The sequence below is a fragment of the Pseudomonas sp. NY15354 genome, from assembly GCF_048068075.1.
Classification (GTDB): Bacteria; Pseudomonadota; Gammaproteobacteria; order Pseudomonadales; family Pseudomonadaceae; genus Aquipseudomonas; species Aquipseudomonas guariconensis_C.
Window position 1 is genome coordinate 31,361 of record NZ_JBLUPV010000026.1, and the last position, 12,501, is coordinate 43,861.

Consider the following 12,501-nt stretch of genomic DNA (forward strand, 5'->3'; position numbering starts at 1 on the left):
GGCGCCGATCCTCTTAGGCTGCACACCTTTCCAGGAGGACCGTGCATGCCGCTTCGCTACTTCATCAAACAATGGTTGCTGCCCCCGGGCGTGCTGTTTCTGCTCTTGCTGGCGGCCTGGTGGCTGCGCACGCGGCGCCCGCGCTTGGCGGCATTGTGCTTTTTCCTGGGCCTGGGTGGCCTGTGGCTGATGAGCCTGCCGCTGGTGGTGCAACAGGCGGCCCGGCAACTGGAGACCGAGGCGCCGCTGCCAATGGCGCAATGGGCGACGCTGGCGGGACGCGCCGATGCGATCGTGGTGCTGGGCGCCGGGCGTGAGCGTGGCGATCCGGCCTGGGAAGGAGAGGACCAGCCGACCGGCACAGCGTTGGAGCGCATGCGGTACGCGGCGCAGTTGGCCAAGGCGTCCGGGCTTCCGCTGTTGACCACGGGTGGGCTGCACTACGGCGCGCCGCCGAGCGAGGCACAGTTGATGGCCGATCGCATGAAGGCGGACTTCGGTGTAGACGTACGCTGGATGGAGCAGGCCAGCCGCACCACCTGGGAGAACGCCCAGCTCAGCGCGCGACTGGTGCAACCCCAGGGCGTGCGCCGGGTGGTGCTGGTGACCCAGGCCTGGCACATGCAGCGCTCGCGCTGGAGCTTCGAGCAGGCGGGGTTCGAGGTGGTGGCGGCGCCGGTCGGGTTCCTGGGCAAGGACCATGGGCAACCGTTCGCCGGCTTGCTGCCCGATAGCCGGGCGGTGTGGCGCAGCGGGCAGTTGCTCAACGAGGCGGTAGGATTGGTGGGGTATCGGTTGTTCTACTGATCGCATGCGGGGCCGCAACGCGGCCCCGGAAGGTTCACACGGTCTTGGCGATCCGGCTCGCCAGCAGCGCCCAGCCCAGCAGCAGCGTGCAGAGGATTGCCAGCGGCCAGGAGCGCCACTGCAGGTACGGCGTCAGTTGCTGCATCGGCACCACCTCCCCATAAAGGACTGCCTGCTGGAACTGCGGAACTTGCGCAGTGATCTTGCCGAAGGGGTCAATCAACGCAGTGACGCCATTGTTGGTGGCGCGAATCATCCAGCGTCCGGCCTCGAGGGCACGCATCTGGGCCATCTGCAGGTGTTGCAGGGGGCCAATGGAGGTGCCGAACCAGGTGTCGTTGCTGATGGTCAGCAGCAAGTCGCTGCGTGCGGCCAGGCCGGCTGCGAACTCGGGGTAGACCACCTCGTAGCAGATGAACGGTGCAACCTGATAGCCCTTGGCTTGCAGCAAAGGTTGGTCCGCCGGACCGCGTGCGAAGTCCGACATCGGCAGGTTGAAGAACTCGATCAGCCCACGGAGCATGTCCTGCAGCGGGACGTATTCGCCGAAGGGCACCAGCTTCTGCTTGAGGTAGGTGCCGTCGCCTTCGCCGGTCACGGTGATGCCGTTGTAGTAGCGGCGCTGGTGATGCACCACTTCACGCACTGGCACGCCGGTGATCAACGCCGAGTGCCGATCGGCGGCAAAGCGCCCCATCACGTCGATGTAGCCCTGGGCCTGGTCCTTGAGCACCGGTACGGCGGTTTCCGGCCAGACCAGCAAGTCCACAGGCTTGGAGCTGAAGCTCATGTCACGGTACAGCGCCAGTTGCGCATCGATGTGCGCCGGATCCCATTTGAGCTCCTGTTCCACGTTGCCCTGCAGGGCTGCGACCTTCAATGGATCACCTGCGGGCTGCGTCCAGGCATGACCCTTGAGGCCCATGCCGATCACCCAGGGGGCCAGCAGCAGGACCGCGCCCACGGCCAGGAACGAAGGGCGCGCACGCAGGCGGTGCAGGTTGCACAACAGCGCGGCGCTCAGTGCCAGAACAAACGAGATCAGCCACACGCCGCCCAGTGGTGCCAGGCCGGCCAGCGGGCCATCGAGCTGGCTGTAGCCGGCGTACAGCCACGGGAAACCGGTCAGGAACCAGCCCCGGAAGGCTTCCTGCAGCAACCACAGGGCGGCAAAGCACAGTGCATCGGCCAGAGGGGCCTCATTACGGCGCAGCCAGCGCGCCCATAGCCAGGTGGGCAGGGCGAAGAACCACGCAAGGGCGGCGAAGAAGGCTACCAGCAGCGCGATCGCCAGCACCGGCGAGGCACCGCCGTAGGTGTTCATGCTGACGTAGATCCACCAGGTGCCGGCCCCGTACAGGCCGAAACCGAACCACCAGCCACGCCACATGGCCTGGCGCGGGCTGAGCTCGCGCAGGCCGAGGTAGAGCAGGGCGATGGACAGCAGCGCCAGTGGCCAGATGTCGAACGGCGCCAGGGCCAGGAGGGTCGATGCGCCGGCCGCCAAGGCCAGCAGGTTACCGGGCCAGCCGGGGCGGGTGATCCAACGCATGTTTGTCCTTAACGGGTGATCGGAGTCAGGCGCAGCAAGTGTATCCGCCGGCTGTCGGCGTTGAGAATACGGAACTTGTAGGCACCGATCTCGGTGGTCTCGTTGCGCTTGGGCAGGTGACCGAAGGCGCTCATCACCAGGCCGCCCACGGTATCGAACTCATCGTCGGAGAACTCGGAGTCGAAGAACTCGTTGAAGTTTTCGATCGGGGTCAGGGCCTTGATCAGGAAGTCGCCACTGGGCAGTGGCTTGATGTAGCTGTCTTCCTCGACGTCGTGCTCGTCCTCGATGTCGCCGACGATCTGCTCGAGCACGTCTTCGATGGTCACCAGGCCCGCCACGCCGCCGTATTCGTCGATGACGATGGCCATGTGGTTGTGGTTGGCGCGAAACTCGCGCAGCAACACGTTCAGACGCTTGGACTCCGGCACGAAGGTGGCCGGGCGCAGCAGGTCCTTGATGTTGAAGGTATCGCCGTTCTCCTTGAGGATCAGCGGCAGCAGGTCCTTGGCCAGGAGGATCCCGAGCACATCGTCGTGGCCTTCGCCGATCACCGGGTAGCGCGAGTGCGCGGCGTCGATCACCGCTGGCAGGAACTCACGTGGGGACTGGCTGGCCTTGATGCTGATCATCTGCGAACGCGGCACCATGATGTCACGCACCTGCAGGTCAGCGACCTGGATGGCACCTTCGACGATGGTCAGCGCTTCGCTGTCGAGCAGCTTGTTCTGATGGGCTTCGCGCAGCAGCTCGAGGAGCTCCTGGCGGTTTTTCGGCTCATGGGCAAAAGCCTGGGTCAATTTACCCAGCCAGGACTTCTGCCCATTGCTCGATCGGTCTTCGCTCATGGCGGTTACTCGTGATCCTTTTCAGTGGTCAGGTTGTGTGATTTCGTCGTCGGCGTAAGGGTCCGGATGACCCAGTTCAGCCAGCAAGGTTCGTTCCAAGGCTTCCATCTCCTCGGCTTCGTCGTCCTCGATATGATCGTAGCCAAGCAGGTGCAGGCAGCCATGGATGACCAGGTGCGCCCAGTGGGCTTCGAGCGATTTGCCTTGCTCGGCGGCTTCACGCTCGACCACCGGCACGCAGATGACCAGGTCACCCAGCAGCGGGATGTCGAGCAGGTCATCGGGAACGTCGGCGGGGAAGGACAGCACGTTGGTCGCATAGTCCTTGTGCCGGTAGGTGTGGTTCAGCTCACGGCCTTCGGGCTCGTCGACCAGGCGAATGGTCATTTCCGAGTCCGCGGTGCGCTGGCGCAGGGCCAGTTCGCACCAGCGGCGGAAGGCAGCGTCATCGGGGGCGGCAGCGTCCGTGGCCCGTTGCAGGTCGAGTTCAAGCATCTTTGCCAGGGACCTCGGGCTTTGCCTGGCGCGCATCGAAGCGGTCGTAGGCCTCGACGATCCGCTGCACCAAGGGATGGCGGACCACATCCTTGGGCTGGAAGTGGGTGAAGCTGATGCCCGGCACGTCCTTGAGCACCTCGATCACGTGGGCCAGGCCCGACTTGGTGCCGCGAGGCAGGTCGACCTGGGTGATGTCGCCGGTGATCACCGCCGTCGAGCCGAAGCCGATGCGGGTGAGGAACATCTTCATCTGCTCCAGGGTGGTGTTCTGGCTTTCGTCGAGGATGATGAAGCTGTTGTTCAGGGTGCGGCCGCGCATGTAGGCCAGCGGGGCGATCTCGATCACCTGGCGCTCGATCAGCTTGGCCACGTGCTCGAAGCCGAGCATCTCGTACAGTGCGTCGTACAGCGGGCGCAGGTACGGGTCGATCTTCTGGGCCAGGTCGCCTGGCAGGAAACCGAGCTTTTCGCCGGCTTCCACTGCCGGACGCACCAGCAGGATGCGCCGCACCTGCTCACGTTCCAGGGCATCCACGGCGCAGGCCACGGCCAGGTAGGTCTTGCCGGTACCGGCCGGGCCAATGCCGAAATTGATGTCGTTGGCCAGGATTTCCTTGACGTAGCGCTGCTGGTTGACCCCGCGCGGGCGGATGTTGCCCTTGCGCGTGCGCAGCGAGACGCTGACCTCGTTCACCGCCGGATTGTCGAGGTTCTCGACGGTCGATTCCTGCAGGTACAGGTGGACGGTTTCCGGCGAGAGCTCGGAAGCCTTGGCTTCGCGATAGAGGCGGCGCAGCAGTTGCTCAGCGGCCGAAGTGGTCTTGGGTTCGCCAATCAATTCGAACTGATTGCCGCGGTTGCGGATCTCGATGGCCAGGCGCTGTTCGATCAGGCGCAGGTGCTCGTCGAACTGGCCGCACAAGTTGGCGAAGCGGTGGGCCTCGAAGGGTTCGAGGATGAAGCGATGAGGTTGTATGGGTGCGTTCAAGGTCGTTTTTAGCCGCTCGACGGCAATGGAGGTGAACTCAAGAATAACCCTTGAAGGGCAGTGGCGAAAGCACTGAAACGATCAAGGGGTGGGTATCTGTGTTGGCCCAATCGCGGGTAAGCCCGCGCCTACCTGGTTTGCGGCGTCCCCTGCGGGAGGGGCCGCGAATAGACCACTACCGATCGTCATTGAATCAGCGAGCCGACCAGCGAGTGCGGCTTGGCCTCTTCGATGCGCACATCCACCAGCTGGCCGATCAGCGAGGGATTGTCGCAGTGGAAGTTGACGATTCGATTATTCTCCGTGCGGCCTTGCAGCTTGCCTGGGTCGCGCTTGGAGAAGTCGGTGACCAGGATGCGCTGGACGCTGCCGACCATGCGTCGGCTGATCTCGAAGCCCTGCTGGTCGATGCGGTGCTGCAGCAATTGCAGGCGCTGCTTCTTGATGTCGTCGGGCGTATCGTCTGCAAGCTCCGCGGCCGGGGTGCCAGGACGGGCGCTGTAGACGAACGAGAACGAAAAGTCGAAACCGACCTCGGCCACCAGTTTCATGGTCTGCTCGAAGTCCTTCTCGGTCTCGCCGGGGAAACCGACGATGAAGTCCGAGCTGATGCAGATGTCCGGCACCGCGGCCTTGAGTTTGCGCAGCTTGGACTTGTACTCGAGGATCGTGTGGTTGCGCTTCATGGCCGCCAGCACGCGGTCGGAGCCGGCCTGGACCGGCAGGTGCAGGTGCTTGACCAGTTGCGGCACCTCGGCGTGGGCCTGGATCAGGCTGTCGGAAAACTCCAGTGGGTGCGAGGTGGTGTAGCGGATCCGCTCGATCCCGTCGACCGCCGCCACCACGCGGATCAGTTCGGCCAGGTCCGCCAGGCGGCCATCGTGGGTCTGGCCGCGATAACCGTTGACGTTCTGGCCCAGCAGGGTGATTTCGCGTACGCCGTTCTCGGCCAGGTGGATGACCTCGGCCAGCACGTCGTCGAACGGGCGGCTGACCTCGGTGCCGCGGGTATAGGGCACGACGCAGAAGGTGCAGTATTTGCTACAACCTTCCATGACCGAGACGAAGGCGGTCGGGCCGTCGATGCGGGGCTCGGGCAGGTGATCGAACTTTTCGATTTCCGGGAACGACACATCGACTTGCGGCTCACGGGTAGTGCGCGCGGCGTCGATCATTTCCGGCAGGCGGTGCAGGGTCTGCGGACCGAAGACCACGTCGACGTAGGGCGCACGCTTGCGCAGGGCTTCGCCTTCCTGGCTGGCCACGCAGCCGCCGACGGCGATGACCATCTGCGGGTTGCGGTCCTTCAGGGCGCGCCAGCGGCCGAGCTTGGAGTACACCTGGTCCTGCGCTTTTTCGCGGATTGAGCAGGTGTTGAGCAAGATGACATCGGCATCATCGGGATGCTCGGTGACTTCCAGGGCCTGGTGTTCGCCCAACAGGTCGACCATGCGCGAGCTGTCGTACTCGTTCATCTGGCAACCGTGGGTTTCAATGTAGAGCTTCTTGGCCATGGCAAATCGTCTGCTGCAGGTGCTGAAAGGCCGCACATTATAGAGGCGGCACCGGGTGCTTAACAGGGCAGACGGTCTGCTATGATGCCGGCCATTTTCCTACCAAGGTGTCGTCTTCTTCGATCATGAGCAAACGCGAACCCGCCATCTACAAAGTGATCTTCCTCAACCAGGGCCAGGTCTTCGAGATGTATGCCAAGCAGATCTACCAGAGTGATCTGTGGGGCTTTCTTGAAATCGAGGAGTTCGTCTTCGGCGAGCGCACCCAGGTGGTGGTCGACCCCAGCGAGGAGAAGCTCAAGGCGCAGTTCGAAGGTGTGGTGCGCAGTTTTGTGCCGATGCACTCGATCGTGCGCATCGACGAAGTGGAGCGGCTGGGCACGGCGAAGATCAGCGAGGCCAAGGGTGGCGGCAATGTGATGCCGTTCCCGATGCCGATGCCGGAAAAGTAGATCGGCCCGTCAGGGCAGGGGGGAGAAGGGCGTGCGCCCCTCGGCGTTTTGCAGTTCCAGCAGGTATTTGCGGAAGATCTGGCCGAGCACCTGGGTGGCGTGTTCGAGTTCGTCGCGGGGCATCTGCTCGGTGACTTCGTCGGCCAGGTCCAGGGCGTCTTCGTCGCCGTTGACCGCCGCCATCTTCAGCAGAATGTAGGCCTGCACGTTGTTGGCCGGAACGCCTTCGCCATGGAAGAACATCGAGCCAAGACGGTATTGCGCCTGGGCCTGGCCTTGCAATGAGGCTTTCTCGAACCAGTTGACGGCTTTTTTCAGGTCCTTGGGGGCCTGGTTGCCGTTGTAGTAGAACTCACCCAGCTCGTATTGCGCCTGGGCATCGCCCGACTCCGCCGTCCGTTCGCAAGCCTTCAGGGCGTTCTGCAGGTCCTCGGGCTGTGTATTGAGGGTGCAGCGTCCCGTCGCTGGAATCAGCAACGAGTTGCCGCCCTCTGCCAAGGCCAGCAGGGGCTGAAGAAGCAGCAGGCAGCCCAGGGTAAGGGCGCGGCCGGTGCGGTTCATGGGGATCGACTTACCTCTGCAAAGCTGCGGCCAATGTCTCTGGTGGCACATTATGGGATAAGCAGCGCCTACCTTACAAAGTTTTACTCGAAATTCTGTATTGAGAAGCCTTGGTTGATTGCACAGCACATTTATTGCCGGATCGGCGTCTTCGGGGATGACCCCGCTCCCACAGGTTCAACGCATGACGGGTGGGAGCGGGATTGCCCGCGAAGAGGCTGACGATCACTTCAGCGCGGCGAAGGCCTTTTCGGCGGCATCCAGGGTGATCTGCAGCTCCTTGTCGCCGTGGGCGATGGAGGTGAAGCCCGCCTCGAACGCGCTTGGCGCCAGGTACACGCCGCCCTCGAGCATCAGGTGGAAGAAGCGCTTGAAGCGTTCCACGTCGCTGCCCATCACGTCCTCGAAGGTGACGATGTCGTCGGCGCCGCTGAAGTACAGGCCGAACATGGCGCCCGCCTGGGTGGTGACGAACGGTACGCCCGCGGCATCGGCGCGCTGTTGCAGGCCGTCGAGCATGCGGGTGGTGAAGGCGGTCAGTTCGTCGTGGAAGCCTGGGCGGCTGATCAGCTTGAGGGTGGTCAGGCCCGCAGCCATGGCCAACGGGTTACCCGACAGGGTGCCGGCCTGGTACACCGGGCCCAGGGGAGCGATGCACTCCATGATTTCGCGCTTGCCGCCGAAGCAGCCAACCGGCATGCCGCCGCCGACGATCTTGCCGAAGGTCGACAGGTCCGGCTTGATGCCGTAGTGGCCTTGGGCGCCGCCCAGGGAAACGCGGAAACCGGTCATCACTTCGTCGAAGATCAGCACCACGCCGTGCTTGTCGCACTGTTCGCGCAGGCCTTCGAGGAAACCTGGCGCTGGTGGTACGCAGTTCATGTTGCCGGCGACGGGTTCGACAATGATGCAGGCGACGGTCTGGCCCACTTCGCTCAGGGTCTTCTCGACGGCCGCGATGTCGTTGAACGGCAGGGTCAGGGTGTGCTTGGCAAAATCCGCCGGCACACCGGCCGAGCTGGGTACGCCCTGGGTCAGCAGGCCGGAGCCAGCCTTGACCAGCAGGCTGTCGGAGTGGCCGTGGTAGCAGCCTTCGAACTTGATGATCGCATCGCGGCCGGTGTAGCCACGGGCCAGGCGGATGGCGCTCATGGTCGCCTCGGTTCCGGAGCTGACCATGCGGACCATCTCCATGGACGGCACGATCGAGCAGACCAGATCGGCCATCTCGGTTTCCATCGCGGTCGGGGCGCCGTAGGACAGGCCGTGCTCCAGTTGCTTGCGCACCGAAGCCAGGACGTCCGGATGGCCGTGACCCAGGATCATCGGGCCCCAGGACCCTACGTAGTCAACGTAGCGCTTGTCGTCTTCGTCGACGACGTAGGCGCCTTCGGCGTGCTTGAAGAACAGCGGGGTGCCGCCGACGCTGCGGAAAGCGCGGACCGGCGAGTTCACACCACCAGGGATGTGCTTCTGGGCTTGGGCGAACAGGGATTCGGAACGGGACATGGGATTTCTCTCGAATCAGGAAGCGAACAGGGCGTTGAAGGCGCGGGCGCGGCGGGTGACTTCCTGCGCGCTGTCGACACCGAACAAGCCGTGGATCACCGCCAGCAGGTCGGCGCCATGGGCGACCAGGGGGGCGGCGTTGTCGAGGGTGATGCCGCCGATCACTGCGATCGGCAGTTGCACGCGGGCACGGGCCTGGCCGAGCAGGTCGATGTCGGCGGCTGGCGCGCCGGGCTTGGTCACCGAATTGAAGAAGCGACCGAAGGCCACGTAGCTGGCGCCTTCGCTGGCGGCCTGCTCGGCCAGCGCGAGCTGGGCATGGCAGGTGGAGCCGATGATGGCATCGCGGCCGAGCAAGGTGCGAGCCGGGGTCAAGGGGCCGTCGGTCTGGCCCAAGTGCACGCCAACGCCCAGGTGTGCGGCCAGTTGGACGTCGTCGTTGATGATCAGTTGCGTGCCATAGCGCTCGCAGAGCCTCTGCAGGCCTTCGGCCTCGTGCAGGCGGCGTGTGGCATCGTCGCTTTTGTCACGATACTGCAGCAGGCAAACGCCACCTTCGAGGGCAGCCTCGACGTGGGAGAGCAAGCGACCGGCGAGCAGTTGGCTGTCGGTGATCGCGTACAGACCGCGTAACTTCATCTGTCAGGCCTCGTGGATCAGGAGCAGAAGTCCAGGGGCAACCGGCGCGGGACGAACTGCCCTTTGCCCAGTTGCTCGGCGTCGCGCAGGGTGCGCCAGGTGTAGTCCAAGGCGCTGCGCACGGCACTTTGCAATTGCTCGCCAAGGGCCAGGCGGCCGGCCAGGGCGCTGGCCAGGGTGCAACCGGAGCCATGGTAGCTGCCTGGCAGGCGTTCGCAGGTCCAGGTGTGCTGTTGACCGTCGCGGCTATAAAGGCGGTTATGAATTTGCACCTCGTCACCGTGACCGCCGGTAATCAGAAGATGTCTACAGAACGGCAAAAGTTTCTCGGCGCATTCGTCCGCGGTGCCGTCGGGCAGTTCGGCCAGGATCCGGGCTTCAGGCAGGTTCGGCGTGGCGATCGTGGCCAGCGGCAGCAGGCGTTCGCGCAGCGCATAGCCGACTTCGTCCTTGCCCAGGCGGCCACCGCCACCTGCACGCAGGACCGGGTCGCAGACCAACGGCAGGTGCGGATGGGCGCTCAGCAATTCGGCGACGGTATCGACCATTTCGATCGAACCGAGCATGCCGAGCTTGACCGCTGCGACGGTGGAGTCGGCCAGCACGGCGTTGGCCTGTGCCAGGACCCACTCGCGGTCCAGCACGCGGAAGTCGGAGACGTTGACGGTATCCTGGACGGTCAGGGCGGTCACGGTAGGAGCGGCGTGACAGCCTTGGGCGATCAGGGCTTCGATATCTGCCTGCAGGCCGGCACCGCCACTGGGGTCGTGGCCGGAAAGACAGAGGACAACGGGGCGGGAGCTGTAGGTCGTATTCATGGTCGGCGAGCTTACCACCAAACCTGTTGGGGCGGATCGCCCCGCCGATGGGTTTTGTTGATCAAGTGGTCAGTTTTTTGTGTTCTGTGTCTCTGTAAGTATTGAAATAGAGCTGTTTCTTTGAAATTTGAGGTGGCTGATTGCCCTCCCTGAAGGCTATGCTAGAGTGCTCGGATAACTCGACAAATGGGCGCTGCCGGAATTCGTCGTCTCAAAGGGAAGGGAGGCCACCACGACGCGACTGGACAGGCCATGCTGGGGCTGTATGCGCTACTTGCTGATGATGCTTCTGGGCTGTGTGCCCTTGTTCGCCGGAGCGGTCGATTTCGACAACGCCACCCGGTACCTGCCATTGGGCCAAGTCATGCAGGTCCTCGAGGACCGTGATGGCAGCGCCAGCATTGCCCAGGTCAGCTCGCCGGCCTTTGCCAGCCGTTTCCGACAGCACCATGAAGACGTGCTCAATGCGGGCTATTCCACCTCGGTGTTCTGGCTGAAGGTCGACCTGCGCAACATCAGCCCGCCCACAGCACCTTCGCGCCAGTGGCTGCTGGAGTTGGCCTATCCACCACTGGACCACCTGGATCTCTACCTGCCCGATGGCCATGGCAGCTACCGCCTGGTCCAGCGTACCGGCGACGCCTTGCCCTATGCCAGCCGGCAGATCCGCCAGAACAACTACCTGTTCGAGCTGCCTGTGAACCCGGGCCAGGCGATCACGGCCTACCTGCGTTTGCAGAGCCAGGGTTCGATCCAGGCGCCGCTGGCCTTGTGGTCAACCGAGGCCTACATGGAAGAGCAGCCCACGCGCCTCTATGTGCTGGGCATGATCTACGGCGTGTTGCTGGTGATGTTGGTGTACAACCTGTTCATCTACCTCAGCGTTCGCGACGTCAGCTACCTCTATTACATCCTCTATATCGCTTCGTTCGGGCTCTACCAGATCTCGGTCAACGGTGCCGGTGTCGCGTACTTCTGGCCGGACAACCCCTGGTGGGCCAATGCCGCCACGCCTTTGTTCATTGGCGCCGCAGGGCTGTTCGGTTGCCAGTTCGCCCGGCATTTCCTGCAGTTGGGCAAGCTCAGCCGTGGCTTCGACCGCCTGCTGTTGGTGTTGATGGCCGGTGGCGCGCTGGTCATGGCGCTGGCTGTGACCATGCCCTACGGCCTGGCGTTGCGCATGGCGACGCTGCTGGCACTGCTGTTCACCGTGAGCATCTTCACGGCAGGGCTTTATGCCTGGTGGCATGGGGTGCGGGTGGCGCGCTGGTTCATCATCGCCTGGACGGCGTTCCTCTTGGGTGGGCTGGTCAATACCCTGATGGTGCTCGGTTATCTGCCGAACGTCTTCCTGACCATGTATGCCAGCCAGCTGGGATCGGCGTTGGAAGTGGCGTTGTTGTCCCTGGCCCTGGCCGACCGCATCAACAGCTTGCGTGAGCAACAGGCCCAGGCGCTGCGCGATACCGGCCACACCCTGGAGCAGCTAAACCAGCAACTGGCCCGAAGCAATCGCCTGAAGGATGAGTTCCTGGCGACGGTCACCCATGAGCTGCGCACACCGATGAACGGTGTGATCGGCTCGCTGGAGTTGATGCATACCCTGCCGATGAGCGCCGAGCACGCCCAGTATCACCGCACCGCCACCGGGTCCGCCCAGGACATGATGGCCATGGTCGATGACATCCTCGTGCTCACCGAACTGCAGGCGGGTCGTCTGCGTGCCCATGCCGCGCCCTTCAGCCTGCGCCGGCAGCTGCAGGATCTGCGCGCAGGTTTCGCCGGGCGTGCCCTGGGCAAAGGCCTGTACCTGAGCCTGGATATCCCGGCGGAGCTGCCCGACGAGTTGCTCGGCGATGCGCAAAAACTGCTGCGCTGCCTGGCCTGTCTGGTGGACAACGGCCTGAAATTCACCCACCAGGGCGGCGTGATGATCCAGGTGCGTGGCCGCAGGCTCGGGCCGGACAGCCTGGCATTGACCTTCACCGTCAGCGACAGCGGTATCGGTTTCGACGACTTGGATCAAGCCATCCTCTATCAGCGTTTCTTCCAGGTCGATGGTTCCATGACGCGCCGTTACGGCGGCCTGGGCATCGGGCTTTCGATCTGCCGTCAGTTGGGCGAGTTGATCGGCGGTCGACTCGCCCATGAGTCGACCCGGGGGCTGGGCAGCCGCTTCGAGTTGTCCTTGAACCTGTCCGTGGCCCAGGCGCAGTGGCCGTCCGGCCGGTTGGCCTCGGGTGCGATGGGCGGCTAAGGACGGCCGAGTTAGTCGTTTTTGACACTTTGACTGACTTCGAAGGAGTGCTTCACTG

The 12,501-nt window shown here is 63.8% G+C and carries 12 protein-coding genes; 3 read left to right on the forward strand and 9 right to left on the reverse strand.

Going from position 1 to position 12,501, the window contains the following annotated elements; genetic code table 11:
- Positions 1 to 45: 45 nt before the first annotated feature.
- Positions 46 to 807 carry a YdcF family protein gene (locus ACNFCH_RS20255; RefSeq protein ID WP_337159281.1) on the forward strand — a complete coding sequence of 254 codons (762 nt, stop codon included), beginning with the start codon at positions 46 to 48 and terminating at the stop codon, positions 805 to 807.
- 34 nt (positions 808 to 841) lie between these two features.
- Here the strand turns inward: ACNFCH_RS20255 and lnt are convergent, their stop codons facing one another.
- The 5 genes from lnt to miaB all read right to left on the reverse strand — a co-directional run bounded on the left by lnt (position 842) and on the right by miaB (position 6,207).
- The gene (gene lnt / locus ACNFCH_RS20260; RefSeq protein WP_337159280.1) at positions 842 to 2,359 is read right to left on the reverse strand and encodes an apolipoprotein N-acyltransferase; all 1,518 of its coding nucleotides are present in this window, start codon (positions 2,357 to 2,359) and stop codon (positions 842 to 844) included.
- Positions 2,360 to 2,367: 8 nt separating this feature from the next.
- Positions 2,368 to 3,207, reverse strand: a complete 840-nt coding sequence (locus ACNFCH_RS20265; RefSeq protein ID WP_070092193.1) for an HlyC/CorC family transporter — start codon at positions 3,205 to 3,207, stop codon at positions 2,368 to 2,370.
- 21 nt (positions 3,208 to 3,228) lie between these two features.
- Entirely contained in the window at positions 3,229 to 3,702 is a 474-nt protein-coding gene (gene ybeY / locus ACNFCH_RS20270) for an rRNA maturation RNase YbeY (RefSeq protein ID WP_416743487.1), read from the reverse strand.
- Positions 3,695 to 4,693 (reverse strand): PhoH family protein, encoded by a 999-nt coding sequence (locus ACNFCH_RS20275; protein WP_043211210.1) that lies wholly within the window; start codon positions 4,691 to 4,693, stop codon positions 3,695 to 3,697. Before ACNFCH_RS20275 ends, ybeY begins: the two co-directional genes overlap by 8 nt.
- A gap of 185 nt (positions 4,694 to 4,878) precedes the next feature.
- Complete coding sequence (miaB, locus tag ACNFCH_RS20280; RefSeq protein WP_337159279.1) at positions 4,879 to 6,207, reverse strand: tRNA (N6-isopentenyl adenosine(37)-C2)-methylthiotransferase MiaB; 1,329 nt, start codon at positions 6,205 to 6,207, stop codon at positions 4,879 to 4,881.
- Positions 6,208 to 6,332: 125 nt separating this feature from the next.
- Here miaB and ACNFCH_RS20285 point away from each other — a divergent pair, with 125 nt between their 5' ends.
- Complete coding sequence (locus ACNFCH_RS20285) at positions 6,333 to 6,659, forward strand: DUF1820 family protein (protein ID WP_043211213.1); 327 nt, start codon at positions 6,333 to 6,335, stop codon at positions 6,657 to 6,659.
- Between the two features lie 9 nt (positions 6,660 to 6,668).
- On the opposite strand, the gene ACNFCH_RS20290 is transcribed toward ACNFCH_RS20285, so the two are convergent.
- The 4 genes from ACNFCH_RS20290 to ACNFCH_RS20305 form a co-directional block, all read right to left on the reverse strand.
- Positions 6,669 to 7,220: a tetratricopeptide repeat protein gene (locus tag ACNFCH_RS20290; RefSeq protein WP_070092197.1), complete on the reverse strand. Its 552-nt coding sequence runs from the start codon at positions 7,218 to 7,220 to the stop codon at positions 6,669 to 6,671.
- Between the two features lie 225 nt (positions 7,221 to 7,445).
- Positions 7,446 to 8,729: a glutamate-1-semialdehyde 2,1-aminomutase gene (hemL, locus tag ACNFCH_RS20295; RefSeq protein WP_337159277.1), complete on the reverse strand. Its 1,284-nt coding sequence runs from the start codon at positions 8,727 to 8,729 to the stop codon at positions 7,446 to 7,448.
- A gap of 15 nt (positions 8,730 to 8,744) precedes the next feature.
- On the reverse strand, positions 8,745 to 9,368 hold the full coding sequence (gene thiE, locus ACNFCH_RS20300) for a thiamine phosphate synthase (protein ID WP_337159276.1): 624 nt from the start codon (positions 9,366 to 9,368) through the stop codon (positions 8,745 to 8,747).
- A gap of 17 nt (positions 9,369 to 9,385) precedes the next feature.
- The gene (locus ACNFCH_RS20305) at positions 9,386 to 10,186 is read right to left on the reverse strand and encodes a hydroxymethylpyrimidine/phosphomethylpyrimidine kinase (RefSeq protein ID WP_337159275.1); all 801 of its coding nucleotides are present in this window, start codon (positions 10,184 to 10,186) and stop codon (positions 9,386 to 9,388) included.
- Positions 10,187 to 10,451: 265 nt separating this feature from the next.
- On the opposite strand from ACNFCH_RS20305, the gene ACNFCH_RS20310 reads away from it, so the two are divergent.
- Entirely contained in the window at positions 10,452 to 12,443 is a 1,992-nt protein-coding gene (locus ACNFCH_RS20310; RefSeq protein WP_337159274.1) for a 7TM diverse intracellular signaling domain-containing protein, read from the forward strand.
- Positions 12,444 to 12,501: the final 58 nt, after the last annotated feature.